We start from the raw sequence: 26858 nt of genomic DNA, 5'->3' as shown, positions 1-26858 counted from the left end.
GCCACCTTGCCGGCAACGCCTTTTTTCAGTCTATTGGGCGGTACTTGCATCGCCCCCGGCGTCGCCACCGCCGCTCTCGTCGATGGCGCCGTCAGCAGGCTTGTCGGCATCGCCGACACCGCTGGCGCTGGCCGCCTTGGCGGCCTCATCGGCCTGCTTCTTCTGCAATGCGCGATAGCGGGCGACATTCTCGTTGTGCTCGTCCAGCGTCGCGGCGAAAACGTGCCCGCCGGCTCCATCGGCGACGAAATAGAGGTCGTCGGTCTTCGACGGATTGGCCACCGCCTCAAGCGCCGCCCGCCCCGGATTGGCGATCGGCGTCGGCGGCAGGCCGCTGATCACATAGGTGTTGTACGGCGTCTGCTTCTGGATATCCGACTGGTAGATCGGCCGGTCCGCCGGCTTGCCCTTGCCGCCGAACAGGCCATAGATGATGGTCGGGTCGGATTGCAGGCGCATGCCCTTGGCCAAGCGGTTCAGGAAGACGGCGGCGACGCGCGAGCGCTCATCGCCCTTGCCCGTTTCCTTCTCGACGATCGAGGCAAGCGTGACGAATTCCTCGATGTTGGCCAGCGGCAGGTCCGGCGCACGCCGCTGCCAGACCTCATCGACCAGCTTCTTCTGGTCGGCCAGCAGCTTGTCGACCATCTGCTGGCGCGTGGCGCCGCGCGTGAAGCGCAGCGTGTCGGTGGCAAGGCTGCCCTCGGGAGGCTTGGTCCCCGGCATGTCGCCGCTCAAGGCGGGTTCGTCGGCGATGCGCTGCAGCGCCTGTTCGACCGTCAGCCCCTCTGGAACGGTCAGCGAATACATGACCGACTTGCCGCTCTTCAGAAGTTCCATGATGTCGCGCATGGATGCCCTGGGCTTGACCTCGTATTCGCCGGCCTTGAGCGCGGAATCATTGCCGAAGGCGCGCACACCAAGGCGGAATACCCGGGCGTCGCTGATCAATCCGCGGCGTTCGAGCTGGTCGGCGATATCCTGGACACCGGTATTCGGCTTGACCAGGAAAGTGTCGCCGTTGGCAGATGGACCGGGCTCGGTGAATTCCTGCTTACCGAAATAAAGGGCGACGCCCGCCGCCAGGATGATCAACATCACCGAGGAGAGGACGAAGTTCGTGAACACGACGACCTGGCTGCGCGAAGCACGCGAGCGCTTCGGCGGCGGCGTGCCGGCTTCCGGCCGCAGGGCCTCGCTGGCCGTCTTCGGCACGATCGGTCCCGGTGTCGGCCGCTGCCCGAATTCTCCGTTGTCAGCCGGATTTGTGTTCATTTCGCCCTGCCGTTTGATTGCTCAACGAATCCCCCGAGGCAGAGTAAGGGCGAATATGGCAAAATTGACGACAAGCCTAAGCGTCGCCCGGTAGCTGGACGATCAGCCATTGTAGCGCTGGAAGACGAGCGAAGCGTTGGTGCCGCCAAAACCGAAGGAATTGGACAGCGCAACGTCGATCTGGCGGGCGCGTGGCTTGTTCGGCACCAGGTCGATCGCGGTTTCACGCTCGGGGTTGTCGAGATTGATGGTCGCCGGCGCGATGTTGTCCCTGATGGCAAGGATCGAGAAGATCGCTTCGGCGGCACCCGCCGCCCCCAGCAGATGGCCGATCGACGACTTGGTCGACGACATCGAAATCCCGGACGCAGCATTGCCGACAAGCCGCTCGACGGCGCCGAGCTCGATCGTATCGGCCATGGTCGAGGTGCCGTGCGCATTGATGTAGTCGACATCGGCGGGCGTCAGCTTGGCCCGGTTCAGTGCCGCCGTCATGCAACGGAAAGCGCCGTCGCCATCTTCGGCGGGCGCGGTGATGTGATAGGCGTCGCCCGTGAGGCCGTAACCGGTGACCTCCGCGTAGATCTTGGCGCCGCGCGCCTTTGCGTGTTCGAGTTCTTCAAGCACGACGACACCGGCGCCCTCGCCCATGACGAAGCCGTCGCGGTCGCGATCGTAGGGGCGAGATGCGGTCTGCGGCGCGTCGTTGCGCTCGGTCGACAGCGCCCGGCAGGCAGCGAAGCCGGCGATCGACAGCCGCGTCACCGGCGCTTCGGCGCCGCCGGCAACCATGACATCGGCATCGCCCCACATGATCAGCCGGGCAGCATCGCCTATGGCGTGCGCGCCGGTCGAACAGGCGGTGACGACGGCGTGGTTCGGGCCTTTCAGTCCGTGCCGGATCGAAACCTGGCCGGAGACGAGATTGATGATCTGGCCCGGGATGAAGAACGGGCTGATGCGGCGCGGGCCGCGCTCCTTGAGGATCATCGCATTCTCGGCGATGCCCTCGATGCCACCGATGCCAGAGCCGATCAGGACGCCGGTGGCGCACTGTTCGGCATGGGTTTTCGGCTCCCAACCGGAATCCTTCAGCGCCTCGTCGGCGGCAGCGATTCCGTACAGGATGAAGTCGCCGACCTTGCGCAATTCCTTCGGCTCGAGCACGGCCTCGGGATTGAAGGTGGCATTGCTGCCGTCGCCGCGCGGAACGACGTGGGCGATCTTGCAGGCAAGATCCTCCACCTCGAACTCGGTAACGCGCTTGGCGGCGCTGCGGCCGGTCAGAAGTTCCTTCCAGCTGTGCTCAAAGCCCATGCCGAACGGCGACAACAATCCAAGGCCCGTGACGACGACACGCCTCATCGCAGGTCCTCCCCGGTGATAACTGCGGAAAGCGTCAGGCCGAAGCCTTGTCGATATACTTCACCGCGTCGCCGACGGTCAGGATGGTTTCGGCCGCGTCATCGGGGATTTCGACGCCGAACTCTTCTTCGAACGCCATGACGAGTTCAACCGTGTCGAGGCTGTCAGCGCCCAGATCATCGATGAAGCTCGCCTGCTCCGTCACTTTGTCGGCATCGACGCCAAGGTGCTCGATGACGATCTTCTTGACGCGCTCTGCGGTGTCACTCATTTGGGCATCCTCGTCTTTTGGTTGTCTGTCTTCGTTAGCGGGCAGAATGCCGCTAATCAAGCTGAAAGATGGTCCTGCCGGTAACGCAATGGCTACGGACCGGTTTTTGCCCGAACCGCCGGGTTGCAGGCCGCATTACACGAAAATTGGCTCAGGTCCAAGGCGAAATGGGCTCTTTTCACAAGCCGGCAGCCTTGCCGCAGGAACCTCATTCAGATCATCGCCATGCCGCCATTCACATGGATGGTCTGGCCGGTGACATAGGCCGCTTCATTGGAGGCGAGATAGGCGACGGCGGACGCGACCTCGGCGCTGCTGCCCATGCGGCGCGTCGGGATCGCCGCCATGATCGCCTCTTTCTGCTTGCCGTTGAGCTTGTCGGTCATCGCCGATTCGATGAAGCCCGGGGCGACGCAGTTGACGGTGATGTTGCGGGTGGCGATCTCCTGCGCCAGCGATTTGGAAAAGCCGATCATGCCGGCCTTGGAGGCGCAGTAATTGGTCTGGCCGGGATTGCCGGTGACGCCGACCACCGAGGTGATGTTGATGATGCGGCCGTGGCGGCGACGCATCATGGGGTGGGTGAGTTCGCGCGTCAGCCTGAACACGGCCGTCAGGTTGACCTCGAGAACATTATCCCAGTCGGCGTCAGCCATGCGCACGAACAGGCCGTCCTTGGTGATGCCGGCATTGTTGACCAGGATGTCGACCCCCTCGAGATCGGCCTCCGCCTTCTGGCCGAGCGCCTTGACTTCGTCGCGGTCCGACAAATTGGCCGGGAACAGCTTGACCCGGTCGCCCAGTTCGCTGGCCAGTGTCTCCAGTTTCTCGATGCGCGTGCCATGCAGGCCGACGATCGCGCCCTGCGCATGCAGCACCCTGGCGATCGCCTCACCGATGCCACCCGATGCGCCGGTAACGAGCGCCTTGCGGCCAGTCAGTTCGAACATGTCGTGTCCTCTTCCTAGATCGAGCGGGCGATTATCTATGGACGTCACCGCGATGGCCTATGGTTACCACCAGAATGACCAGCCGGTTGTCTTGCACATCGCAGATAATGCGATAATCCCCAACCCGATATCTCCAAAAAGTCGCTAAAGGGCCCTTTAACGGCTTGCCAGCCTCACGTGGATCGTCGAGCACCGCGATGCGGTTTTCGATGAAGTCCCTAATGCCGTGGCGCGTTTGCGGATCCAGCTTTTCGACGAATTTGCGTGCCGACCGGGCGTATTCAAGCGTCCAGGCCACGCCAGAAGTCCTCGCCCTTCACGACGTCCTCTTCGCCACGCCTGATCCGTTCCAGAACTTCGGCGGCGAGATAGTAATCTTCCATCTCCTCGATACCGCGTTCGATGAGTTCGCGCAGATAGTAAGCCTTGCTGCGGCCGGTCCTGGCGGCAAGGAAATCCAGACGCTCCTCAATTTCGGGAGCCAATCGTATCGAGGTCGGCACGGCAATCTCCCATGAATACATGTATTCATGTACACCTGCGCAGCCGAGACTTCAAGTCAGAGCGCCGCCAATGCCGCCTCGACCTCGGCCGCGGTGCCGACCGCCGCGGTAGCGATGTCGCGGTTGATGCGGCGGGCCAGCCCCGAAAGCACTTTGCCGGCGCCGACTTCGTAAAGCGTGGTGACGTCGTTTGCGCCGAACCACTCCACCGTCTCGCGCCAGCGCACGCGGGCAACCACCTGCTCGACCAGACGGCGCGCGATCTCGTCCGGGTCGTTCGTTGGGGTAACGGTGACGTTGGAGATGATCGGGACCACCGGCGTGGCCTTGGCCACGCCAGCCAATGCCTCGCGCATGATCTCGGCCGCCGGCGTCATCAGCGCGGAATGGAACGGCGCCGACACCTGCAGCATCAGCGCCCGCTTGGCGCCTTTCTCGGTGCACAGTTTCGCCGCCAGTTCGACCGCGGCCTTGGCTCCCGAAATCACCAGCTGGCCGCCGCCATTGTCGTTGGCGACCTGGCAGACGGAACCTTTGGCGGCCTCGACGCAGGCGGCTTCCACATCCGCCTGTTCCAAACCGATGATCGCCGCCATGGCGCCCTCGCCGGCCGGCACCGCCGCCTGCATGGCATTGCCACGGATACGCAGCAGCCGCGCGGCATCGGCGACCGAAACGAAACCGGCGGCGGCGAGCGCTGAATATTCGCCCAGCGAATGACCCGCGACATAGGCGATCTTGTCCTTCAGCGAGAAGCCGCGCGATTCCAGCGCCCCGACCGCCGCCAGCGAAACCGCCATCAGCGCGGGCTGGGCATTGGCCGTGAGCGTCAAGATCTCTTCGGGACCTTCCCAGATCAGCTTCGACAGGTTCTCGCCGAGCGCATCGTCGACTTCCTGGAAAACCCGGCGCGCTTCGGGAAAGGCGTCGGCGAGATCCTTGCCCATGCCGACAGCCTGGCTGCCTTGTCCCGGAAAGGTGAATGCGACGGCCATGCGTGGGCTCCCGAGGCTGGTTCTGCTTGCCTGATAGACGATTTTTCATGCCTGTGACGCAAGGCGGGCCGCCAAGTCAAGCCCGGTTCGGCTTCTTCGCGGGGCAGCATGGCAAGCCGAGTGCCTGTTCCAAAAGGCTTTTTGGCGATCACTCCTGATGAAAACCGCTCACGAATCGTTTGCTGGCTCTTCTTATTTTCGCCACAGGCGCTAGCTTTGCGTGACAATTCCATGACAATCGAGTGACGCGCTTGTCGCTGGGTGGGAAAGTTGAAAGTGGCCAAGAGTTTGAAACGCGCCGGCAAAGCCGTGCCGCAGTTCCTGGAAGACGATCCGTCCACCGGCTATCTGCCGGGCCGGAGATGGCCGGTCGTCCGCTATGGGCTGATCAGCCTGGCGATCTCGGCTGTCCTGGTGTTCGCCATTGAATTGACCGTTCGCGGCGATGTCGCCGGCACCGTTTCCTTCTTCCTGCAGCCGCTCAAGCCGGGGTGGACCACCATCGTCGTCTTCGCGCTGGTTCTGATCGGTCTCGACGCCGTGCTCGGCCGCAGTCACCAGAGCCTGATGATCGTCGCGCCGCTGACCTTGTCGCTGGCCTTCGTCGGCCACCAGAAATCGCATTATCTAGGCGACCCGCTCTATCCGACGGATTTCCTCTACGCCCGCCAGATCTTCGCTCTGCTGCCGCTCCTAGTGCGCGACAGGCCGATGACCGCGCTGGCAATGGTCGCCGGCATCGTCGCCGGCCTGTCGCTGCTCGTCTATGGCTGGCGGCTCTGGCGCCGCAAGGTTCCAGCACTCAGCCGCAAGGGCCGCCTGGCCCGGCTGACGCTGGCGGTGCCGTTGCTTGCCTTTTTCGTCTCGATCATGGACTACGCCACGTTTTCATGGACCCGCGACCGGCTGCAGATCATCCCGATCATGTGGGACCAGAAGGAAAACTACGCCTCCAACGGCTTTGCGCTCGCCTTCGCGCTCAACGTGCCGATGGCGCATGTATCGGCGCCGCCGGGATATTCCGACAAGGCAATCGCGGCGATCGACCGGACACCGGTGACCGCTTCGGTACCCGACGAAAAACCCGACATCATCATCGTCATGAGCGAATCCTTCTGGGATCCAACCACACTGCCCGGCGTCACCATCACGCCGGATCCCATTTCCACCGTGCGGTCGCTGCGTTCCGGCTCGATGTTCTCGCCTGAATTCGGCGGCATGACCGCCAACATCGAATTCGAGGCGCTGACCGGCTTCTCGAACGCCTTCCTGCCGGCCGGCAGCATCCCCTACCAGCAATATGTGCGCACGCCGACGCCTTCGATGGCGACCTTCCTGAAGAGCGAGGGCTACAAGGCGCGTGCCATCCATCCAGGTACCAACTGGTTCTGGAACCGTGGCGCGGTCTACGCCGATTTCGGTTTCAACGACTTCAAGTCGGAAGAGACGCTGCCGCCCATGGAAAAGCGCGGACCGCTGGCATCGGACGCCGCGATGACCGACGAGATCATCCGCGAAGCCGACAGCAGCGACCAACCGGTGTTCTTCTTCGCTGTCAGCCTGCAGAACCATGGCCCTTACGAGCCCAACCGCTATTACAATCCGACCCACACGGTGAAGGCACCGATCAGCCAGTGGGCGCGTGATTCGCTGCTTTCCTACACCGAGGGGTCAGCCGACGCGGACCGCGGCCTCGAACGCCTGATCGAATGGGCCAAGAAGCGCGAGCGGCCGACGGTTATCGCCTTCTTCGGTGACCATCTGCCGCCGTTGGGGCCGGTCTATGTCGAGACCGGCTTCCTGAAGGACAACGTCGCGCCACGCAAGGAGCCGACGCCGGAAGCCGCCCTTGACCATCACCAGACGCCGCTGGTCATCTGGTCGAACCGCTCCGGTCCAGTCGAGAACCTGGGCGCGGTGAGCCCCGCATTCCTGCCCTATCATATCCTCACCACCGCAGGCATCACCCACCCTTATTACACGGGCTTCCTGGGCGAGATGCGGGAACACTATCGCGTGGTCGACCGCAACCTGCTGCTGACCCCGACCGGCGAGGCCACGTCGGATTGGTCGCGGCAGAAGGAGATCGACCCGACGATCCGCGATTTCCGGTTCATTCAGTACGACATGATGTTCGGCAAGCGCCACGCGGCGCCCGACTTCTTCCCCGGAACGGTCGGCAAGGCTATCGCCCACACGAGTTGAATTCCCGATCCATCGAGGACCGCCGCCGCACCTCCCAGGGTTGATCGTTCAATTCGTCAGCTGCAGTTTCGAGAACTTGTTGGCGATCTCCAGGAACACATTTGGCAGCTTGTTCGGATCGTTGACGGCATAATAGCCGCTCGGATCCGAGGCGCATGCGCTGTAAAGCGCGCGGTTGGCCGCGGTGTCGGATTGCAGCACCATGGTGTAGATCTGCACGCCCTCGTTCTTCAATTGCGTACAAACGCCTTTGGTCCAGCCGTCGACATTGCGCGCCGCGGTGGTCTGGTTGTCCGATCCGAAACGGCCACCCGCCAGATAACCATAGGATGTGTAATCCGACTTCGTCGCCGGCTGTTCGCTGGCGCCATAGACGACGTTCTCTCCGTCGGTGAGCAACAGCACGATCTTGCTCACGCCGGGCGTCTTCCACGACGCTCCACCGGTGTAGGGTGGGCTGGGCGACAGCACCCGCATGCCCCACGACAGGCCTTCGGAGACATTCGTACCCGAGCCGTTCCACTCGGTCATCGCGCTTGCCGCCTTGCGCAGCTTGTCGAAATCGTCGGTGAGGGGGACGACGGGCGTGGGGCACGCGCGGTTCGGGCCGACAGTGATGGTGGAGCCCGTCTCGGTGATGATCTCCTTGGCGGGCGCAACATATTTGGCGACCTTTTCCTTGTCGGGATCGCCGGTAGTCCCGCTGAGATCGATGCCGAGAATGTTGGCGTCCTGCTTATAGAGCTTGGTCTTGTCGCTGACGTCATCGAGATAGGAATTGTTGTAGTATTTGGCGGAATTGCCGTAAGAACTCGACGGCGCCTGGGCAATTTCCGGATCATCCGGTGCGAAATACGGAACGAACAGCGTGTCGGGCTTGGCGGAGTCGGGCACGGCGTCGGAGATATTGTAAGCGCCCGGCCGCGCCTCGACGCAGCCTTTCCATCCGGTGCCGTTCCATCCGGCCCCGGTCCATCCGGTCTTCTTGAGCTGCTTGAACAGCGCCATGTGATTGGGACGTATGCCCTTGATGACCGGGAAATTGACGCCGTTGGTGGAAGACTTGCCGTCCATGTCAATCCAGGACGGGTCGAACTCGTCGCCGTTGACGTTGACGGCCGTGACGAATGGAACCAGCGAGGCCCGGACATCGCGCGTCGGCGATTTTGCCGCTTCGAGGGTGTCGAGCAACGATTTCGTCGCCGTCCTCAATGCCTTCATGCGGGCGCCGGCCATCGAGCCGGTATTGTCCAGCACCAGCACCACTTCGAGCTGATTGTTCGATTCCGTGGCGGCGGCATCGACCTGGATGTGCTTGCTGTTGCCGAACAGGAAGGCAAAGTTCAGGTTGACGTCCGCCGAGGCGACCGCCTTCGTCGTGACGAAGTTGACGCCCCTGTCGACGGTCAGCGTGGCCTGGGCGTTGGCGAGTTCGCCATGCTCGGCGATGTTGGCTTGGAAATAGCGGCCGAAAGCGTCGGTGCGCGTGATCTCGAGATCGCCAAGATGCGAGGAGGCGAGATTCGCCGCGTCCAGCGCATTCTGCAAATTGCTCTTGGCCCGCATGAGGGTGGAGACATCGGTTGCGAAGGCGACAGCCGTCAGGATGGCCGGCAGGCCCATTGCCAGCACAAGTGCAAAATTGCCGCTCGTCGAGCGCCAGAACTTATTGAGAAGCATCCTTACCCCCGGAAATGCTTGGCTCCCGTTCCGACCACGGGACGTCGCCTTTTGCGCCTGTCATGATGAATCACCGGTTGATGCCACGCCTCAACCCTGTACAACCTGACATGGTGGTTAAGGCTTGGTTTCGCAAAACCTTGCCGTTGCAGCTATCCGATTGGCCGACCGTGCGACATCAGCAACACCGCTTGCCCTGTCGCTTGCCCTTGTCTTCCCCGCGGATTGCTATATAGACGCCCTCAATCTGCCGGTCCCAGCTGGGGGCTGAACGGAGGGCCGGAGGTTTTTTCGAAAACCTTCGTGTGAAGCCAGAAGCGCTTCCGCCTCCCGTGTCTCCGCTCTCGACCGTCTCGTCATGCTCCTTTCTTCCCCCTGCCCTTCGAGGGTTTGCGGGTCAGAGAAGTTGCAGAGGCTTTTGCCGCCGGGAACCGGGAGAGAAACGAAGAAAGGCGAAAAGACATAATGGCTCTTTACGAACATGTGTTTCTTGCCCGGCAGGACCTCTCGCAGCAGCAGGTCGATGCGCTTGTCGAACAGTACAAGGGTGTCATCTCCGCTAATGGCGGGTCGGTCGGACGGGTCGAGAACTGGGGACTGAAGTCCCTCACCTACCGGGTCAACAAGAACCGGAAGGCCTACTACACGCTGATGGACCTTAACTGCCCGCCGGCAGCGCTCAACGAGATGGAGCGCCAGATGGGCCTGTCCGAAGACGTGCTGCGTTTCCTGACCATCAAGGTCGAGGCGCATGAAGAAGGCCCCTCCGCCATGATGCAGAAGCGCGAAGAGCGCTCGGAACGCGGCGGCTTCGGCGACCGTGACCGTGGCGACCGTGGTCCGCGCTCGTTCGGCGACCGTGATCGCGGCGACCGCGGCGATCGTCCGCCGCGCAGCTTCGGCGACGCCGGTGGCGATCGTGGTCCGCGCCGTCCGCGCGAAGGCTTTGAAGGGGGTGCAGAATAATGGTCGACATCAACCAGATCCCGACCCGGCGCCCGTTCCATCGCCGCCGCAAGACCTGCCCGTTCTCCGGCGCCAACGCGCCCAAGATCGACTACAAGGACGTGCGTCTCCTGCAGCGCTACATTTCCGAGCGCGGCAAGATCGTGCCGTCGCGCATCACCGCCGTCAGCCAGAAGAAGCAGCGTGAACTCGCCAAGGCGATCAAGCGCGCCCGCTTCCTCGGTTTGCTGCCCTACGTGGTCCGCTAGTTCCTACCCAAGCGGGCGGTTTTGCCGCCCGCTTTTCTCCCGATCGCGACGGGCGCGACCGGTTCGAACCAATCCCGAGTTGGATTTCAAAAGAGATCCTAACTGCCTGGACAGGCAGGACAGCGACACCGGCGCCAAGGCGCCCGAGCTTCCTGACCTGTTCCGCGAGAATTGGCGCCGATCTTGATGATCGGTGCCCAACCTGAAAGGAACAAAACCATGGAAGTCATTCTTCTCGAACGCGTTTCCCGCCTCGGCCAGATGGGCGAGACCGTCAAGGTCAAGGACGGCTTTGCCCGCAATTTCCTGCTGCCGCAGGGCAAGGCGCTGCGCGCCAACGAGGCCAACAAGAAGAAGTTCGAAGGCCAGCGCGCCCAGCTCGAAGCCCGTAACCTCGAGCGCAAGTCGGAAGCCAGCCAGGTCGCCGAACAGCTCGACGGCAAGAGCTTCGTCGCCGTTCGCTCGGCCGGCGAAACCGGCCAGCTCTACGGTTCGGTGTCGACGCGCGACATCGCCGATCTGCTGACGGCGGAAGGTTTTTCGATCAACCGCAACCAGATCCTGCTCAACCAGCCGATCAAGACCATCGGCGTCACCAATGTGGCGATCGCGCTTCATCCGGAAGTCGAAGTCACGATCACGCTCAACATCGCCCGCACCGCGGACGAAGCCGAGCGCCAGGCCAAGGGCGAGACGCTGACCACCGCCGAAGCCATCTATGGCGAAGACATCAACGACAACGCCCGGCCGGAAAACTTCTTCGATCCGAACAGCGAGTTCGAAGGCGGCGAAGACAACGCCTGATCGCATGCGATCCTAGCGCCGGACCGGGCGCTCGGGTCATCTTGTCAGTGCCAGTTTGTTCTGGACCAATGCCCGGGCCTCTCGCCCGGGCATTTTTGTGCCAAAAGGAACTTTTCGAAACCCTATATATTGATGCAGAGTAGGACAGCCTGTCTGACCGAGAGGGGACGTTAGGTCATGAATATTCTGTTGAAGCGCGTGCTCGATCGCCTGGTGCGCACCGGCAATCTCAAGGTAACCGGCCCCAAGGGCGCGTCGGTGATTTTCGGTGACGGCAGCGGCGAGCCGGTGCACATGCACATCAAGACCGCGCATGCCGAGCGCGCCATCACCTTCGATCCCATGCTGGCGGTTCCGGAAGCTTACATGGACGGCGAACTCGACATTCTCGAAGGCGGGGTGTTGGGCGTGATGCGCATCGCCTTCCAGAACATGGGCAGCGGCGGCATCGACGCCACCTGGTCGAAGGCCATCGAAGGCCTGCGCCATGCTTTCCGCCGCCTGCAGCAGATCAACACCGCTTCGCGCTCGCGCCGCAACGTGCAGCGCCACTACGATCTTTCGGGCGAGCTCTATCGGCTCTTCCTCGACGAGGACATGCAGTATTCCTGCGCCTATTTCGAGCAGCCGGACATGACGCTCGACGAGGCGCAGGCCGCCAAGAAGCGCCACATCGCCGCCAAGCTCAGGCTGAAGGCGGGGCAGACGGTGCTCGACATCGGCTCCGGCTGGGGCGGGCTCGGCCTCTATCTCGCCAAGGCCTTCGACGTCGACGTGCAAGGCGTGACGCTGTCGACCGAACAGCATGGCGTGGCCACCGACCGGGCGCATGCGCAGGGCCTGGAGAGCCACGTCCATTTCGAATTGAAGGATTACCGCGAACTCAACGAACGTTTCGACCGCATCGTTTCGGTCGGCATGTTCGAGCATGTCGGCGTCAACCACTTCCGCACCTTCTTCGAAAAGAGCGCGACATTGCTCAAGCCGGACGGCGTCATGCTTCTGCACACGATCGGCCGCTCGGGGGTGCCGTGGGCGACCAGCGCCTTCATCCGCAAATACATCTTCCCGGGCGGCTACATCCCGGCAATGTCGGAAGTGCTGCCGGCGATCGAGAAGTCCGGCCTGGTGGTCACCGACATCGAGATCCTGCGGCTCCACTATGCCGACACGCTGAAGCACTGGGGCCAGCGCTTCGCGGCAAACCGCGACAAGGCCAAGGCGATCTACGACGAACGCTTCTGCCGCATGTGGGAATTCTACCTGGCCGCGTCGGAAGCAGCCTTCCGTTGGCAGGACCTGGTCATCTTCCAGATCCAGCTCGCCAAGAAGAACGACACGCTGCCGACGACGCGCGACTATATGGCCAAATGCGAAAAAGCGCTGGACATGCGCGACATGGGACGCCGCGAGCCGGCGCCCGTCGAAAAGCCGGCCAAGCCCGCCCGGCGCCGCAAGGTGGCGGAGTAGCAACAGCACGCTTTCGCCATTGGTGCTTGCCATCGCAGGCCCGTGCCCCGACAAAGGCCTCGTGACCGTCACGAGGCCTTTTCCATGACCTATCTCCTCTATGCCGCCGCCGCACTGGCCGAGATCGCCGGCTGCTTTTCGGTATGGGCCTGGTGGCGGCTGGAGAAATCGCCGCTATGGCTGGCGCCGGGCTTCGTCTCGCTGCTTCTGTTCGCCTGGCTTCTGGCGCTGGTCGACACCAATGCCGCCGGCCGCGCCTATGCCGCCTATGGCGGCATCTACATTGCGGCCTCGCTTGGCTGGCTGTGGCTGATGGAAGGCGTGCGGCCCGACCGCTGGGATCTGGGCGGCGCGGCGCTGTGCCTGGCCGGCGCCTCGGTCATCCTGCTCGCACCGCGAGGGGCATAGCCGTGGAACTGCCCATCCCGCTTCGACAGGCTGTCGACCGCATCCTCGAAAAAGTGCCGTTGCCGGAGCTGAAACAGGCGGCGAAAACGCTTTCCGACCGCTACCGCGCCGAGCTGCGCGACGGCCGCTTTCATATGGCGCAGGAAATGGCGGTCAAAGCCTATCTAGCCACCCGGCTGCCGGCGACTTATGCAGCGGTCCGCGCCAGCCTCGATGCGCTGAACGAGGCCCGGCCGGAATTCGCGCCGAAAACCCTGCTCGATGTCGGCGCCGGCCCGGGCACGGTGCTTTGGGCCACGAGCTATCTCTGGCCCGAGCTCGAACAGGCAACATTGCTGGAAGCGAGTGCTGCGGTGCGCAAGGTCGGCGAGACGCTCGCCGCCGATGCAATCGCGGCGCGGACCGTCTGGCAGGCCGGCGACGTCACCATCGATCTTGCCGACCTGCGGCCGGCCGACCTCGTCACCTGCGCCTATGTGCTGGATGAGATCGCGCCGGCATCTTTGCCCAAAATGGTCGACCGGCTGTGGCAGCTCACGACAGACACGCTGCTGATCGTGGAGCCGGGCACGCCGGCGGGCTGGCAGCGTGTCCTCGCGGTTCGCCGGCAACTGATCGAAGCGGGCGCGCACGTGCTGGCACCTTGCCCGCACGAAGCCCCCTGCCCGCTCATCGCGCCCGACTGGTGCCATTTTTCGCGGCGCGTCGCCCGCTCGCGCCTGCACCGGCTGTCCAAGGACGCCGAAGTGCCGTGGGAAGACGAGAAGTTCATCTATGTCGCCGCCTCGCGGCAACCAGCCGCTTCCCGTCAGGCGCGGGTTCTCGCACCACCGAAATCCGGCTCCGGCAAGGTTTTGCTCAAGCTGTGCGAGCCGGACGGCCGCGCCGACGAAAAACTCTTCACCAAACGCGACGGCGAACTGTTCAAGGTGGCGCGGCGGCGAGACTGGGGCGATTCCGTTTAGAGCCAAATCTTGGCATTTGACTTTGTTCTCTTTTTGTTCTAAATCATCGAGAATCATGACCTTGCCAAGTCAACCGGAATCGGAGCACGGGAATTATGTCCTGTGGACGGTGTAGCCCTCCTGTGAAAAGTGGGCATCAAAGTTGGTTGGGTAGTAACTGTTGCAGATAAGTCAGCACTGAATTTTCCCATTCTGATATCGAGAAGCCGGGATCGAAATTGGGGACATCATGGCTGAGGCAGCGCGAAAATTCGGCGTCGCGGAGCAACCGCTCTATCGCGAGGCACCAAACAACATCGAGGCGGAGCAGGCGCTGCTCGGCGCCATCCTTGTCAACAACGATGCCTTCTACCGTGTCTCGGACTTCCTCAAGCCGGGTCATTTTTACGAGCCGCTGCATAGAAAAATCTTCGAGGTGGCGGCCGAGCTCATCCGCATGGGCAAGGTCGCGACGCCGATCACCTTGAAGACCTTCCTGCCCGCCGACGGAAAGGTCGGCGACATGACCGTGGCGCAATATGTGGTGCGGCTGGCCGTGGAAGCCGTCACCGTCGTCAACGCCACCGACTATGGCCGCGCCATCTACGATCTCGCCACACGCCGGGCGTTGATCACCGTCGGCGAGGACATGGTCAATATCGCCTATGACGCGCCGGTCGACATGTCGCCTTCCGAGCAGATCGAGGACGCCGAACGCCGCCTTTTCGAACTGGCCGAGACCGGGCGCTATGATGGCGGCTTCGAGAGCTTCACCGACGCGGTCAAGACCGCGGTGGACATGGCGAACGCCGCCTATATGCGTGACGGCCATCTGTCGGGTCTCGCCACCGGCATGCGCGATCTCGACCGCCGCATGGGCGGCCTGCAGTCGTCCGATCTGATCATCATCGCCGGCCGTCCAGGCATGGGCAAGACATCGCTCGCCACCAACATCGCCTTCAACATTGCCGAGATGTACGAGCCGGCCCAGCAGGCCGACGGCTCGTTCAAGGCGGCCAATGGCGGTGTCGTCGGCTTCTTCTCGCTCGAAATGTCGTCCGAACAGCTCGCCACCCGCATCATTTCCGAACAGACCGAAATCTCGTCTTCGAAAATCCGCCGCGGCGAAATCACCGAAATGGATTTCGAAAAGCTGGTCGCCTGTTCGCAGACCATGCAGAAGATCCCGCTGTTCATCGACCAGACCGGCGGTATCTCGATCGCCCAGCTCTCGGCCCGCGCCCGTCGCCTGAAGCGCCAGCGCGGCCTCGACCTGATCGTCATCGACTATATCCAGCTGATGCAGGGTTCGAGCGCCAAGTCTTCGCAGAATCGCGTACAGGAAATCACCGAGATCACCACCGGCCTCAAGGCACTGGCCAAGGAACTCGCCGTGCCGATCATCGCGCTGTCGCAGCTGTCGCGCCAGGTCGAAAGCCGCGAGGACAAGCGCCCGCAGCTCTCCGACCTGCGTGAATCCGGGTCGATCGAGCAGGACGCCGACGTCGTGATGTTCGTCTACCGCGAGGAATATTACCTCAAGAACCGGGAGCCGAAGCTTGGCACGGAAGAATACGTCAAGTGGGAAAACGAGATGAACGAGATGCGCGGCAAGGCCGAGGTGATCGTCGCCAAGCAGCGCCACGGCCCGACAGGCTCGGTCACGCTGGCCTTCCACGGCGAATTCACCCGCTTCTCCGATCTTGCGGAGGAACACCACATCGCGGAGAGGTTTGAGTAGCCGCTTGTCCGACTTTCCAGCAAAGATGCCGGACAACGCTTTACGGCGCCCCCTTCTGTCCTGCCGGACATCTCCCCCACGAGGGGGGAGATCGGACTGCGCGTCGGATTTCGCCAATTTTCAGCATTGCAAAAAAGAGCATCGGCGTGGGCGACGGCCAATCTCCCCCCTCGTGGGGGAGATGTCCGGCAGGACAGAGGGGGGCGCGAAGGATCGCGGCGCCCGCCAGCGGGCGAGAAGGTAACAGCGTGGCTAAATCGCGCGTCCAGTTCATCTGCCAGAATTGCGGTTCGGTGCATCAGCGATGGGCCGGCAAATGCGATGGCTGCGGTGAGTGGAACACGCTGGTCGAGGAAGGCACGTCCGGCGGCATCGGTTCGGGCCCGGCCAACACGCGCAACGCCCGCAAGGGCCGCGCGGTCGTGCTGACCACGCTTTCCGGCGACATCGAGGATGCACCGCGCATCGTCTCGGGCATCGGTGAACTCGACCGTGCCACCGGCGGCGGCTTCGTGCGCGGCTCGGCGCTTTTGGTCGGCGGCGATCCCGGCATCGGCAAGTCGACGCTGCTCACCCAGGCGGCGGCCGCCCTTGCCTCCAGGGGCCACCGCATCGTCTACGTCTCCGGCGAAGAGGCCGTCGCGCAGATCAGGCTGCGCGCCCAGCGGCTCGGCGTCGCCTCGTCGCCGGTGGAACTGGCGGCCGAGACCAATGTCGAGGACATCCTGGCGACCATAGCCGACGGCAAGCGCCCGGATCTGGTCATCCTCGATTCCATCCAGACGCTGTGGACCGATCTCGCCGATTCGGCCCCGGGCACGGTCACCCAGGTTCGCGCCGCCGCCCAGGCGATGATCCGCTATGCGAAATCCACAGGGGCGGCGATCGTTCTCGTCGGCCACGTCACGAAGGAAGGCCAGATCGCCGGCCCGCGCGTCGTCGAGCACATGGTCGACGCCGTGCTCTATTTCGAGGGCGAAGGCGGCCATCATTACCGCATCCTGCGCACGGTGAAGAACCGCTTCGGGCCGACGGACGAGATCGGCGTCTTCGAAATGTCGGACAAGGGCTTGCGTGAGGTCGCCAATCCGTCCGAGCTTTTCCTTGGCGAACGCCATGCGAAATCACCGGGTGCCGCGGTTTTCGCCGGCATGGAGGGGACAAGGCCAGTGCTGGTCGAGATCCAGGCGCTGGTCGCGCAATCCTCGCTCGGCACGCCGCGCCGGGCCGTGGTCGGCTGGGACGGCGCCCGGCTGTCGATGATCCTGGCGGTGCTGGAGGCGCATTGCGGCGTTCGCTTCGGCCAGCATGACGTCTATCTCAATGTCGCCGGCGGCTATCGCATCAGCGAGCCCGCGGCCGATCTCGCGGTTGCCGCCGCACTGGTTTCCTCGCTCACCGGTCTTGCCCTTCCCGCCGATTGCGTCTATTTCGGCGAAATCAGCCTTTCGGGCGCGGTGAGGCCGGTTGCGCATGCGCAGCAGCGCCTCAAGGAAGCCGAAAAGCTGGGTTTCGGAAGTGCGGTTCTGCCCTCGGGCAGTGGGGACCTTGCTGGTGGCAATGGGGCCGGGGGGATAGGGGCCGGCGCTTTCCAGCCCACCGAGCTTGCCGACCTCGTGGCGCGTATAGCCGGATCGCGGCGCAGCCGCGCCAACGATGAAGAGTGACGCGGCCCGCCGGGTCGTGAAAAAGAAATCGGAGTGGGGCGAAAGACATGCCGATTACGCTGCTTGACGGAATCCTCGTCGGCTTCACCCTGGTCTCGGCGATGCTCGCCATGGTTCGCGGTTTTTCGCGCGAGGTTCTCTCGGTCGTGTCCTGGGCCGCGGCAGCGGCAGCGGCCTTTTTCTTCTACAAGCCGGTCCTGCCTTATCTTGCGCCGTATATCGACAATGAGAAGATCGCCATGGCGGCCTCGGCCGGCGTCGTCTTCATCGTCGCGCTGATCGTCGTCTCGGTCATCACTATGAAACTCGCCGACTGGATCATCGATTCCAGGATCGGCGCACTCGACCGCACGCTCGGTTTCCTTTACGGCGCGGCGCGCGGCGTCCTGGTCGTCGCGGTCGCACTGCTGTTCTTCAACTGGCTGGCCGGCGCCAAGGCCCCAGCCTGGGTCACGGAAGCCAAGTCGCGGCCGCTGCTGGAACAGATCGGCGCCAAGCTCGAAAGCCTGCTGCCGGAGGATCCGGAAAACGCCATCCTCAAGAAGCTCAATCCGAATCAGCCGGCCACCGAGACGCCCTTGGCGCCGGGCGCACCGGCTACGGATGCCCCTGCCGGCGGCGACGACGCCAATGCGCCGGCGCCAGACGACAATGACACCGAGACACCGCCCGCGGACAACGCGCCGGCCACTCCGGCGCCGGCAGCCCCGGCGAATTGACGCCGGAATCGGACGCCGGAAAACGCCGGTGGTGTGAACGGCTGCGCGGAACGCGTTGCTTTCGGTGCGAACCGGCCTTATATGGCGATTTTAGCGGAGCTTAAGATGGCAGACGCAGACGACGTGCTTTCCGCCGAGGCTGACGATCACTTCCACGACGAATGCGGTGTGTTCGGCATTTTCGGCCGGCAGGACGCGGCAGCCATCGTCACGCTGGGCCTGCACGCGCTGCAGCATCGCGGCCAGGAAGCGGCAGGCATCGTTTCCTATGACGGCACCCAGTTCCATGTCGAACGCCATGTCGGCCTGATCGGCGACACTTTCACCAAGCAGCGCGTCATCGACAGCCTGCAAGGCAATCGCGCCATCGGCCATACCCGCTACGCCACGACTGGCGGCGCCGGTATGCGCAACATACAGCCCTTCTTCGCCGAACTGGCGGACGGCGGCTTTGCGGTTGCCCACAACGGCAATCTCACCAACGCTATGACCGTACAGCGCGCGCTGCAGAAGCAAGGCGCGATCTTCTCGTCCACCTCCGATACCGAGACGCTCCTGCACCTCGTCGCGACCAGCAAGGAGCGCGATCTGAACTCGCGCTTCATCGACGCGGTGCGGCAGGTCGAGGGCGCCTTTTCGCTGGTGGCGATGACGGCCAAGAAGATGATCGGCTGCCGCGATCCGCTCGGCATCCGCCCGCTGGTGCTCGGCGATCTCGACGGCGCCTGGATCCTTGCTTCAGAGACCTGCGCGCTCGACATTATCGGCGCGCGCTTCGTGCGCGACCTGAAGCCCGGCGAGATGGTCGTCGTCACCTCGAAGGGCATTGAAAGCCTGTTCCCGTTCGAGCCGCAGAAGACCCGCTTCTGCATCTTCGAATATGTCTATTTCGCACGCCCGGACTCTTCGGTCGAAGGCCGCAACGTCTATGAGGTGCGCAAGCGCATCGGTGCGGAACTGGCGCAGGAAAATCCGGTCGATGCCGACATCGTCGTGCCGGTGCCGGATTCCGGCACGCCGGCGGCGATCGGCTTCTCGCAAGCCGCCGGCATTCCCTTCGAGCTCGGCATCATCCGCAACCACTATGTCGGCCGCACCTTCATCCAGCCGGGCGATTCGATCCGCCACATGGGCGTCAAGCTGAAGCACAATGCCAACCGCCGCATGATCGAGGGCAAGCGCGTGGTGCTGGTCGACGACAGCATCGTGCGCGGCACCACCAGCCAGAAAATCGTGCAGATGGTGCGCGACGCCGGCGCCAAGGAAGTGCACATGCGCATCGCCTCGCCGCCGACACGCGCCTCCTGCTTCTACGGCGTCGACACGCCTGAAAAGTCGAAGCTGCTGGCGTCGCGCATGTCGGTGGAAGAGATGGCCGAGTTCATTCGTGTCGATTCGCTCGGGTTCCTGACCATCGACGGGCTTTACCGCGCCGTCGGCGAGGCCAGCCGCGACAACGATCAGCCCCAATTCTGCGACGCCTGCTTCACCGGCCAGTATCCGACCCGCCTGCTCGACTTCGAAGGCCACGACAATGTGCGCACGCTGTCGCTGCTGGCGACGAGCGGGGCTTAGGATTGCCGGACCAGCATTTGCCTTCGCCAGAGGGGGCGTTTTCGCGCGCACTCATGGAAGCTATCGCATGATCCCCGCCCCTCCCCTCGACCTTGCCGGCCGCGTCGCGGTCGTCACCGGCGCCTCGCGCGGTATCGGCTATTTCATCGCCAAGGAACTGGCCGCCGCCGGCGCGCATGTCATCGCCGTCGCCCGCACCGTCGGCGGGCTGGAGGAACTCGACGACCAGATCAAGGCCGAACACGCCAAAACCGGCAAGGGCGAAGCAACGCTGGTGCCGCTCGATCTCGCCGACATGCCCGGCATCGACCGGTTGGGTGGCGCCATCCATGAGCGCTGGGGCAAGCTCGACATTCTCGTCGCCAATGCCGGCGTGCTCGGCGTCATCTCGCCGATCGGCCATGTCGAAGCGAAAACCTTCGAGAAGGTGATGACCATCAACGTCACCTCGACCTGGCGGATGATCCGCTCGGTCGACCCGCTGCTCCGGCTTTCGGATGCGGGCCGGGCCATCATCCTGTCCTCCAACGCAGCGCATTCGGCGCGCGCCTTCTGGGCACCTTACGCTGCGTCGAAGGCGGCGGTCGAAACCATGATGCGGTCCTGGGCGCATGAGACGCAAAGTCTGCCGCTGCGCGTCAACGCGGCCGATCCGGGCGCTACCCGCACGGCCATGCGGGCGCAAGCCGTTCCCGGCGAGGATCCGGCAACGCTGCCGCACCCGTCGGAAATCGCCAAGCGCATCTTGCCTCTGGCCAGCCCCGACCTGAAAGAGACAGGGCTGATCTTCCAGGCCAAGCACAATCGCTTCGTCGCCTACCGCCAGCCCGAATAGCTGCATGCTTTCGCCGAACTGAGTGGCCCGGATAAACAGCCCTATCATCACGCGGCCGTGATCAAAGGCGAAAGGCTGCGCCGCGGTCATGCTTTCGTCATTTCCGCGGAGTTGGTAGGATCGTACCGACTCCCGCAACAAGCGCCCGTCCGGGCAGAATAGGGAAATACTCATGGCTACGACCGCAGCGTTGGTCTGGTATCTGGTAATCGCCGGCCCGCAAGGCGGCATGGTCGTGCTGCCCAGCACCTTCGACAAGCGCGAACAATGCACCGCCGCCATCACCGAATATCAGAAGCAGCCGACTCCGGCCGGCTGGTCGGTGCAATGCGTGCCGAGCGCCTCGCCCTTTACCGACGAGGGTGACGCCGAAGAGCCGGCGGCGCAGTAACGAGCGTGATCTCCCCCTCAAGGGAGGAGATTGGCCACGTCAGCGCCGCGCTGAAACCGTCAGCTCCGGCTTGCTGTTGATGGTCTGGAACACCACGCAATAGCGCTCGGTCAGCTTCAGCAGCGAGTCTATGCGCTCCTGCGGCTCATCCGTGTCGAGATCGAAGTTGAGCCGAATGGCGCGAAAGCCGACCGGCGCATCCTTGGCGACGCCGAGCGTGCCGCGAAAATCGAGGTCGCCCTCGGCTTCCACCGTGGCGGCGCCGAGCTTGAATTCGAGCGCCGTCGCCACGGCCTTCAGCGTCACGCCGGCGCAAGCCACCAATGCCTCAAGCAGCATGTCGCCGGAGCAGAGCTCCATACCTGAGCCGCCGGTTGCCGGATGCAGCCCGGCAACCGCCAGCGCCCTGCCCGTATCCACCTTACAGGCCACCGACTGGTCGTCGATCGAGCCCTTCGCCTTTAGCGTGATCAGCGCGCGCGAGGCGTCGTCGCGATAGGCTTGCTTCAGCGGCGCCTGCATCGCCTTCAGTTCGGTCGCATCCATTTCGCTGCCCCTTTCGTCGACTGTCTCTGTTCGCATGTGCCACTCGCCAAGAGTGGCCCGATCATACGGGAAAGCAAACGATATTCATTTCCGCCAAGATACAGGCCAGCCGCTGCTGGCTGGCAAACGCCGATGTCCCAAATGGGACATTGACGGACGGGTTCCCAAAACCGTCTGATCCGGCAAATGCAATCGTTCCATTTCCGGTGATTTCGCAATGTCACGCACCCTGCCGACGAAGCCGAAACAGGATTGGTTTCGAGCGCCTGGCGAATTCGAGCCGAAATCGGGCTGTTGGCTGACCTGGCCGGAGCGTCCCGACACGTGGCGTTAACGAGGGCTGGCGACGGCCAGCCGGGCTGTGCGGCAGCTTCTCGCGATAGGAATTTTTTCTTGACAGGTGAGTGCAGCTATGGTAGATATTTGGTTATGGTGCTGAGTTGCGCCAGGGACTCGCCGCGCGGGCGGGGTTTTCCGTTCAATGTTCCGTCAACAGCGCGCCGGCGAAGGCTCCGAAGGAACCCGCTGATCCGGATTCGTTGCCCTGATGCCAAGCGATCCATCTTCAACCAGACAAGCCTTTCCTTTGACTTCGATCGCATCGGCTATAGCTATGCGACAAGCGTTCTCGCGGAGGCGTCATGCCGTTTAAGTTGAAACTGATCTGCTTCATCCTCCTGATGCTTGCCGTCTTCGCGCAGCCTGGCCTGTCCCAAACAGCGGAGCGGCCGGCACCAACGGGCGGCGTGCTGTCGCTGCTGCCGGAACCGCAGACCACCAGCCATTCTATCCAGCTCGCCGGGCGCAAGCTGGACTATCAGGCAAAGGCCGGCACGCTGTCGCTGCTTTCGGGCAAGGCCGAGGTCACGGCGGAGATCTTCTATGTCGCCTACACGCAACGGGCGCCGGCGGACGCCGCGGAAGGCTCGCGGCGCCCCATCACCTTCGTCTTCAACGGCGGACCGGGAGCGGCATCCGCCTATCTGCATCTCGGCGCCCTCGGCCCGCGCATAATCACCACGGGAACCGACGGGGAATTCCTGCCTTCGCCGCAAAAACTTGTCGACAATCCGGACAGTTGGCTCGACATGACCGACCTGGTCTTCGTCGATCCGGTCGGGACCGGCTACAGCCGCGAGGCATCAGGCCAGAACACGCATGACTTCTGGGGCGTCAACCAGGATGCCAGTTCGATGGGAGCCTTCATCCGGCTCTACCTTGCGCAGAACGGCCGCACCGGATCTCCGCTCTTCCTTGCCGGGGAAAGCTATGGCGGGTTCCGCGCGGCGCTGCTGGCCAGGACGCTGCAAGAGGATATCGGCATCAGTCCGAACGGCATCGTGCTGATCTCGCCGGCGCTGGAGTTCATGCTTGTCCAGCCCGACGAATTCGAGCCGCTGCATTGGGCGCTCGAACTCCCCTCACTGGCGGCGGTGCGGCTGCGGGCCGAAGGCGTCGGCGGCGATGCGCTGCGCGAGAAGCTCGCCGAGGTCGAGCATTATGCGCTCGGCGACTACCTCACGGCTATCGCCAGCGGGCTGGAGCAAGGCGGCCGGACGGCGAGCCAGCATGTGGCCGACATCACCGGGCTGCCGCTCGACCTCGTCCAGCGGAACTTCGCCCGCATCCCCACCGGCCTGTTCGCAAGGGAGTTCGCCCGCGCCGGCGGCAAGGTGCTCAGCCCATATGACGGCACGATCGGTACGGCCGACATCGCTCCTGAAAGCGCTCGCATCGCTGGACCCGATCCGGTGCTCGACCGCAGCGTACCAGCATTGACCTCTGCCTTCGTCGGCTATGCCCGCGACGAGCTGAACTACCACACCGATGTCAGCTATCGGCTGCTCAATGGCGAGATCAGCGGCAATTGGGACTACGGCACTTCGCGGCAAGGTTATGCCGGCGTGATGAACGATCTGCAGCGGGCGCGCTCGCTCAATCCTGCGCTCGGCGTGGTCATCGTCAACGGCTACACCGACCTGGTCACGCCTTATCTGGCCTCGCGCTATCTGGTGAACCAGATACCCTCGCTCGCCGGGGCAAAACCCATCCGCCTCGATGTCATCGAGGGCGGGCACATGATGTATTTAAGGCCGGACGGCCGGCGTGCGCTGAAGGAGGCGGCTTCAGAGCTCTACCAGGCAACGCAATGAGGGCCGCGCGCCCTTGTGCGTGCCCGGACAGAGGTGTGAAAAACGCGGCTTGGCGCATGCGCATCAACACCGCCCGCCGGCGGGGCGATCCAGCCGGCGGCGAGTGAGCGAGAAGTCTCAGGCCTTGGCTTGCGACTTCACATGGGCGATGTAGCCGCGTACGTCGCCGGCCGGGCCTGCATAGGCATTGCCGAGCTTCTTCTCCATCGCCGCCATGTAGTCGCTGGCCCATTTGGGCAGGGCGTAGTCGATGACGGCCAGGAATTCGAGTGTCGCCGCCAGGCGGATATCGGCGATCGACGGGTTTTTGCCTCCGATGAAGGGCTTGCCATCCCTGAAGAAGGAGTGGAACACCTCCAGCGGTTCGGAGATGGCGGCGATCGCCGCCTTCTGCGCCTCCGACTTTCTGTCGGGATGAGCGTCGCTATGGCCGACCTCGCCGGCATATTGCGGGAAGCCGAGCACCGGATAGGTGGCGCGCGCCACATAGGGATAGAGCGTGCCGATCAGGTAGAACATGGCGCTGTCGATCATCGCCCGCTTGGCAGGCGCCTTGGGGTAGAATTTCTCCAGCCCGTGCTTGTTGGCGAGATACTGCATGATGGCGCAGCTCTCCCAAAGCACTCCCCGCGGCAAGCTCTTGTCCTCGATCATCGGGGTCAGATGGGCCGGGTTGCGCGCCATGAATTCGGGCGAGCGCGTGCTGCCCCAGGCGTCGGCCTCGGCATGGTCCAGCCCGGCGGCACGGGCAAACACCCGAACTGTCATGTTGTTGACGCTCGGCTTCAGCATGCTGATCATCAGGGCGGGCTTCTTCGCCGATTTCCCCTTGGCCTTGGCCATGGTCGTGCCTGCGGCTGCCTTTGACGCCGCCTTGGCGGCAGGCTTTGCCGATGCCTTAGTCGCCGGCCCCGCCGACGCTTTTGCCGCCGGCTTGGCTGAAACTTTTACGGCAGCTTTTGGTGCCGCCTTAGCCGCCGGCTTCTTCCCGCTCTTCGTCCCTGTGCTTGCCATGTGTTCCTCCCTTATGTTTGGCAAAAATCAATATGGGTTCCTTGGCCCCCGGTCCGCCGACAATGTCGCGCGCGAGCGCTCAACCAGTGCCTGGATGGCGTCGGCCAGATGCACCTCGGCGATGTTGTAGTCGCCGCGCCCGACGCGGAGCTTGTGTGCTTCCATCAGCACGTCGGCATGGGTAAAGCCCGCCGGCGGATCGAAACGGTAGGAAGCAAGTTCGATCAGCAGACCGAGCGGATCCTCGAAATAGATCGAATCCATGAAACCGCGGTCCTTGACGCCGCTGTGCTTGATGGCGCGCTCGTCGAGCCGGGCGACCGCCTGCAGGAAGGTAACGCGCGACACGGCAAAGGCGATGTGATGTACGCAGCCGGTGTCGGTCGGGGTGCGGCGCTTTACCGGCGTGCGGGTTTCGTCGGTGAAGATGGTGATCAGCCGCCCGTCGCCTGGATCGAAGTAGAGATGGCTTTCGGTTGCCTTGTCGAGGTTGGGCTGCTCGAAAATGAAAGGCATGCCCAGCACGCCTTCCCAGAAATCGATCGACGTCTGGCGACCGGCGCCGACCAGCGTGATGTGATGGACGCCTTGCGATTGCAGTTTCTGCATTGCGTTCTCCCCTGCCATGTCGGTGTCTCGACACTAGAAGTGCCAGGTTTCAGGGCCCGCCGCGCACGATGCGAACGGCACCTCTCATGCGAGCGTTGGTTTCCTGGTCCGCACCGTTCCTTGGCGTTCTGCGCGCCGCCCCAGCGTCACGCGCCGGCTTTTGTGAGACAATGCTAAACCAATCAGCCGCGCCACGCCAGAAGTCGCATCCGGGACCACCCTGCCCCAACGCAAGCATGGCGCTGGAGCTGCGCCATGCAAAGTTTCGCCCCTATAGCTGGCAGGCGCGCAGCCGACAGGGGCCGGAGCGAGCATTTCGCAAACGGCAGTGATGGGCATGGCCAGACTGCTGACACTACGATGTCAGGACAGAACCGCGTAAATTGGCTTTCATGACCGATGTTGCAGCCGCCACCGACACCGCAGAACGGACACTTGGCATCATCCTGGTGTCGTCCTCGGCGGCCGTGTTCGGGCTGACCGGCGTGCTGACCAAGTCGATCCACGCCGATCCGCTGACCATCACCTGCTGGCGCGGCTTCGTCGGTTCGATCCTGATCACGCTCTATGTGCTGTGGCGCCGCCACCGCTCCGGCAATCGCGAAACGTTGCGGCTTGGCTGGCGCGGCTGGCTGCTGGCGGTGGAAGGGGCGCTGGCCAGCATCGCCTTCATCTCTGCCTTCAAATTCACCTTCGTCGCCAATGTCGCGGTCATCTATGCAACGTCGCCCTTCATCGCCGCCTTGCTGGCCTGGGTGCTGGTGCGCGAACCTTTCCGCCTGCAGACGATGGCGGCCGCGGCTGTATCGCTATGCGGCGTGGCGGTGATGGTCCGGTCCGGTTTCGGCACCGGCAATCTGTTCGGCGACGGACTGGCGCTGCTTATGACGATCGGCAGCGCGCTCTACATGATCATGGTGCGCGCCTTCCGCGACACGCCGGTGGTGTGGGCCGGCGCGGTTTCGGCCTTCCTGTTGTTCGTGCTCGGCTGGTTCGTCACCGATCCGCTGGCGGTGTCGTCAAGGGACGCCGTTCTGCTCGCCACCTTCGGCGCATCCTTCGCGCTGGCTTCCATCCTGTGGACGGAAGGCTCGCGGCTCATCCCGGCGCCTGAATCCGGCCTGCTTGGCTCGGCGGAAGTGCCGTTTGCGATCCTGTTTGCCTTCCTGTTCCTCGCCGAGATACCGCCAATGGCCAGCATGATCGGCGGCACCATCGTGCTCGCCGCGGTGTTTGCCCATGCCGGACGCGACTGGCTGGCAGCCCGGTCTCAACGCACGGCATAAAATATTTCTTAAAAAAGTGACACAGTCATGGAACCATCATCGGGGTCGGGCATTGTTAGTGCGACGGGCCACCCCAAGTCCCCCCAAACCCCTCGGCCCGTCCTACTCCAAGCCGACCGCAAGGTCGGCTTTTTCTTGTGTGCCGAGCATGATCGACAGCTCGGAGGTGTAAGTCCTCTACCCAGCCTGATGGCGGCGAAGGGTTAGCGAAGCGCAAGGGCGTCGTCGTGAGGCGGGG

The 26858-nt window shown here is 63.5% G+C and carries 26 protein-coding genes; 15 read left to right on the top strand and 11 right to left on the bottom strand.

Annotated features, from left to right (window positions below):
* Positions 1-30: 30 nt before the first annotated feature.
* From mltG to fabD, 7 genes are all read right to left on the bottom strand, one after another.
* Complete coding sequence (mltG, locus tag NKI49_RS01780) at positions 31-1275, bottom strand: endolytic transglycosylase MltG (protein ID WP_352598629.1); 1245 nt, start codon at positions 1273-1275, stop codon at positions 31-33.
* A 102-nt stretch (positions 1276-1377) separates the two neighbouring features.
* Entirely contained in the window at positions 1378-2640 is a 1263-nt protein-coding gene (gene fabF / locus NKI49_RS01775; protein ID WP_352598630.1) for a beta-ketoacyl-ACP synthase II, read from the bottom strand.
* Positions 2641-2674: 34 nt separating this feature from the next.
* Positions 2675-2911, bottom strand: a complete 237-nt coding sequence (locus NKI49_RS01770) for an acyl carrier protein (protein WP_006203723.1) — start codon at positions 2909-2911, stop codon at positions 2675-2677.
* A 212-nt stretch (positions 2912-3123) separates the two neighbouring features.
* A complete protein-coding gene (gene fabG / locus NKI49_RS01765) occupies positions 3124-3861 on the bottom strand; it encodes a 3-oxoacyl-[acyl-carrier-protein] reductase (RefSeq protein ID WP_352598631.1) in 738 nt (245 codons plus the stop codon).
* A 31-nt stretch (positions 3862-3892) separates the two neighbouring features.
* A complete protein-coding gene (locus tag NKI49_RS01760) occupies positions 3893-4159 on the bottom strand; it encodes a type II toxin-antitoxin system RelE family toxin (protein WP_352598632.1) in 267 nt (88 codons plus the stop codon).
* On the bottom strand, positions 4143-4364 hold the full coding sequence (relB, locus tag NKI49_RS01755; protein ID WP_352598633.1) for a type II toxin-antitoxin system RelB family antitoxin: 222 nt from the start codon (positions 4362-4364) through the stop codon (positions 4143-4145). The genes NKI49_RS01760 and relB overlap by 17 nt, the downstream gene beginning before the upstream one ends.
* A 56-nt stretch (positions 4365-4420) precedes the next feature.
* Positions 4421-5359 carry an ACP S-malonyltransferase gene (gene fabD / locus NKI49_RS01750; protein ID WP_352598635.1) on the bottom strand — a complete coding sequence of 313 codons (939 nt, stop codon included), beginning with the start codon at positions 5357-5359 and terminating at the stop codon, positions 4421-4423.
* Between the two features lie 276 nt (positions 5360-5635).
* Between fabD and NKI49_RS01745 the strand changes: the two genes are divergently transcribed.
* Positions 5636-7564, top strand: coding sequence for an LTA synthase family protein (locus NKI49_RS01745; RefSeq protein ID WP_352598636.1), 1929 nt, complete (start codon positions 5636-5638; stop codon positions 7562-7564).
* A gap of 48 nt (positions 7565-7612) precedes the next feature.
* On the opposite strand, the gene NKI49_RS01740 is transcribed toward NKI49_RS01745, so the two are convergent.
* Entirely contained in the window at positions 7613-9244 is a 1632-nt protein-coding gene (locus NKI49_RS01740; RefSeq protein ID WP_352598637.1) for a pilus assembly protein TadG-related protein, read from the bottom strand.
* Between the two features lie 465 nt (positions 9245-9709).
* Here NKI49_RS01740 and rpsF point away from each other — a divergent pair, with 465 nt between their 5' ends.
* The 12 genes from rpsF to NKI49_RS01680 all read left to right on the top strand — a co-directional run bounded on the left by rpsF (position 9710) and on the right by NKI49_RS01680 (position 21012).
* A complete protein-coding gene (gene rpsF / locus NKI49_RS01735) occupies positions 9710-10210 on the top strand; it encodes a 30S ribosomal protein S6 (RefSeq protein ID WP_027026331.1) in 501 nt (166 codons plus the stop codon).
* Complete coding sequence (gene rpsR / locus NKI49_RS01730; RefSeq protein ID WP_006203718.1) at positions 10210-10458, top strand: 30S ribosomal protein S18; 249 nt, start codon at positions 10210-10212, stop codon at positions 10456-10458. Before rpsF ends, rpsR begins: the two co-directional genes overlap by 1 nt.
* Before the next feature lie 219 nt (positions 10459-10677).
* Positions 10678-11262, top strand: a complete 585-nt coding sequence (gene rplI / locus NKI49_RS01725; protein ID WP_352598638.1) for a 50S ribosomal protein L9 — start codon at positions 10678-10680, stop codon at positions 11260-11262.
* A 177-nt stretch (positions 11263-11439) separates the two neighbouring features.
* Positions 11440-12732, top strand: coding sequence for a cyclopropane fatty acid synthase (locus NKI49_RS01720; protein WP_352598639.1), 1293 nt, complete (start codon positions 11440-11442; stop codon positions 12730-12732).
* Positions 12733-12816: 84 nt separating this feature from the next.
* Positions 12817-13140, top strand: a complete 324-nt coding sequence (locus NKI49_RS01715; protein ID WP_352598640.1) for a YnfA family protein — start codon at positions 12817-12819, stop codon at positions 13138-13140.
* A 2-nt stretch (positions 13141-13142) separates the two neighbouring features.
* Positions 13143-14105: a small ribosomal subunit Rsm22 family protein gene (locus tag NKI49_RS01710; RefSeq protein ID WP_352598641.1), complete on the top strand. Its 963-nt coding sequence runs from the start codon at positions 13143-13145 to the stop codon at positions 14103-14105.
* 229 nt (positions 14106-14334) lie between these two features.
* Positions 14335-15825 carry a replicative DNA helicase gene (locus tag NKI49_RS01705; RefSeq protein WP_027026336.1) on the top strand — a complete coding sequence of 497 codons (1491 nt, stop codon included), beginning with the start codon at positions 14335-14337 and terminating at the stop codon, positions 15823-15825.
* Between the two features lie 248 nt (positions 15826-16073).
* Positions 16074-17492 carry a DNA repair protein RadA gene (gene radA / locus NKI49_RS01700; RefSeq protein ID WP_352598642.1) on the top strand — a complete coding sequence of 473 codons (1419 nt, stop codon included), beginning with the start codon at positions 16074-16076 and terminating at the stop codon, positions 17490-17492.
* 47 nt (positions 17493-17539) lie between these two features.
* Entirely contained in the window at positions 17540-18211 is a 672-nt protein-coding gene (locus NKI49_RS01695; protein WP_352598643.1) for a CvpA family protein, read from the top strand.
* A 105-nt stretch (positions 18212-18316) separates the two neighbouring features.
* Positions 18317-19786: an amidophosphoribosyltransferase gene (gene purF / locus NKI49_RS01690; RefSeq protein ID WP_352598644.1), complete on the top strand. Its 1470-nt coding sequence runs from the start codon at positions 18317-18319 to the stop codon at positions 19784-19786.
* A gap of 67 nt (positions 19787-19853) precedes the next feature.
* Positions 19854-20621 carry an SDR family NAD(P)-dependent oxidoreductase gene (locus tag NKI49_RS01685; RefSeq protein WP_352598645.1) on the top strand — a complete coding sequence of 256 codons (768 nt, stop codon included), beginning with the start codon at positions 19854-19856 and terminating at the stop codon, positions 20619-20621.
* 172 nt (positions 20622-20793) lie between these two features.
* Entirely contained in the window at positions 20794-21012 is a 219-nt protein-coding gene (locus tag NKI49_RS01680; protein WP_015318519.1) for a hypothetical protein, read from the top strand.
* 39 nt (positions 21013-21051) lie between these two features.
* On the opposite strand, the gene NKI49_RS01675 is transcribed toward NKI49_RS01680, so the two are convergent.
* Complete coding sequence (locus NKI49_RS01675; protein ID WP_352598661.1) at positions 21052-21558, bottom strand: OsmC family protein; 507 nt, start codon at positions 21556-21558, stop codon at positions 21052-21054.
* Between the two features lie 641 nt (positions 21559-22199).
* Between NKI49_RS01675 and NKI49_RS01670 the strand changes: the two genes are divergently transcribed.
* Entirely contained in the window at positions 22200-23711 is a 1512-nt protein-coding gene (locus tag NKI49_RS01670) for a S10 family peptidase (RefSeq protein WP_352598646.1), read from the top strand.
* Positions 23712-23828: 117 nt separating this feature from the next.
* Here the strand turns inward: NKI49_RS01670 and NKI49_RS01665 are convergent, their stop codons facing one another.
* Both NKI49_RS01665 and NKI49_RS01660 read right to left on the bottom strand, forming a co-directional pair.
* Complete coding sequence (locus NKI49_RS01665; protein WP_352598648.1) at positions 23829-24725, bottom strand: glutathione S-transferase family protein; 897 nt, start codon at positions 24723-24725, stop codon at positions 23829-23831.
* Positions 24726-24752: 27 nt separating this feature from the next.
* Positions 24753-25334: a VOC family protein gene (locus NKI49_RS01660; RefSeq protein WP_352598649.1), complete on the bottom strand. Its 582-nt coding sequence runs from the start codon at positions 25332-25334 to the stop codon at positions 24753-24755.
* A gap of 392 nt (positions 25335-25726) precedes the next feature.
* Between NKI49_RS01660 and NKI49_RS01655 the strand changes: the two genes are divergently transcribed.
* Positions 25727-26620, top strand: coding sequence for a DMT family transporter (locus NKI49_RS01655; RefSeq protein WP_352598650.1), 894 nt, complete (start codon positions 25727-25729; stop codon positions 26618-26620).
* Positions 26621-26858 lie beyond the last annotated feature (238 nt).

This window comes from Mesorhizobium sp. M0587, from assembly GCF_040320945.1.
Lineage (GTDB): Bacteria > Pseudomonadota > Alphaproteobacteria > Rhizobiales > Rhizobiaceae > Mesorhizobium.
The sequence above is the reverse complement of the archived record's forward strand: the minus strand, read 5'-3'. Positions and strand labels throughout refer to the sequence as shown.

Excerpts from the sequence above, each read along its gene's own strand:
- mltG (WP_352598629.1), bottom strand. The coding sequence starts at position 1,275 with ATGAACACAAATCCGGCTGACAACGGAGAATTCGGGCAGCGGCCGACA.
- fabF (WP_352598630.1), bottom strand. The coding sequence starts at position 2,640 with ATGAGGCGTGTCGTCGTCACGGGCCTTGGATTGTTGTCGCCGTTCGGC.
- NKI49_RS01770 (WP_006203723.1), bottom strand. The coding sequence starts at position 2,911 with ATGAGTGACACCGCAGAGCGCGTCAAGAAGATCGTCATCGAGCACCTT.
- fabG (WP_352598631.1), bottom strand. The coding sequence starts at position 3,861 with ATGTTCGAACTGACTGGCCGCAAGGCGCTCGTTACCGGCGCATCGGGT.
- fabD (WP_352598635.1), bottom strand. The coding sequence starts at position 5,359 with ATGGCCGTCGCATTCACCTTTCCGGGACAAGGCAGCCAGGCTGTCGGC.
- NKI49_RS01740 (WP_352598637.1), bottom strand. The coding sequence starts at position 9,244 with ATGCTTCTCAATAAGTTCTGGCGCTCGACGAGCGGCAATTTTGCACTT.
- rpsF (WP_027026331.1), top strand. The coding sequence starts at position 9,710 with ATGGCTCTTTACGAACATGTGTTTCTTGCCCGGCAGGACCTCTCGCAG.
- rpsR (WP_006203718.1), top strand. The coding sequence starts at position 10,210 with ATGGTCGACATCAACCAGATCCCGACCCGGCGCCCGTTCCATCGCCGC.
- rplI (WP_352598638.1), top strand. The coding sequence starts at position 10,678 with ATGGAAGTCATTCTTCTCGAACGCGTTTCCCGCCTCGGCCAGATGGGC.
- NKI49_RS01720 (WP_352598639.1), top strand. The coding sequence starts at position 11,440 with ATGAATATTCTGTTGAAGCGCGTGCTCGATCGCCTGGTGCGCACCGGC.
- NKI49_RS01715 (WP_352598640.1), top strand. The coding sequence starts at position 12,817 with ATGACCTATCTCCTCTATGCCGCCGCCGCACTGGCCGAGATCGCCGGC.
- NKI49_RS01705 (WP_027026336.1), top strand. The coding sequence starts at position 14,335 with ATGGCTGAGGCAGCGCGAAAATTCGGCGTCGCGGAGCAACCGCTCTAT.
- NKI49_RS01695 (WP_352598643.1), top strand. The coding sequence starts at position 17,540 with ATGCCGATTACGCTGCTTGACGGAATCCTCGTCGGCTTCACCCTGGTC.
- purF (WP_352598644.1), top strand. The coding sequence starts at position 18,317 with ATGGCAGACGCAGACGACGTGCTTTCCGCCGAGGCTGACGATCACTTC.
- NKI49_RS01685 (WP_352598645.1), top strand. The coding sequence starts at position 19,854 with ATGATCCCCGCCCCTCCCCTCGACCTTGCCGGCCGCGTCGCGGTCGTC.
- NKI49_RS01680 (WP_015318519.1), top strand. The coding sequence starts at position 20,794 with ATGGCTACGACCGCAGCGTTGGTCTGGTATCTGGTAATCGCCGGCCCG.
- NKI49_RS01675 (WP_352598661.1), bottom strand. The coding sequence starts at position 21,558 with ATGGATGCGACCGAACTGAAGGCGATGCAGGCGCCGCTGAAGCAAGCC.
- NKI49_RS01670 (WP_352598646.1), top strand. The coding sequence starts at position 22,200 with ATGCCGTTTAAGTTGAAACTGATCTGCTTCATCCTCCTGATGCTTGCC.
- NKI49_RS01665 (WP_352598648.1), bottom strand. The coding sequence starts at position 24,725 with ATGGCAAGCACAGGGACGAAGAGCGGGAAGAAGCCGGCGGCTAAGGCG.
- NKI49_RS01660 (WP_352598649.1), bottom strand. The coding sequence starts at position 25,334 with ATGCAGAAACTGCAATCGCAAGGCGTCCATCACATCACGCTGGTCGGC.
- NKI49_RS01655 (WP_352598650.1), top strand. The coding sequence starts at position 25,727 with ATGACCGATGTTGCAGCCGCCACCGACACCGCAGAACGGACACTTGGC.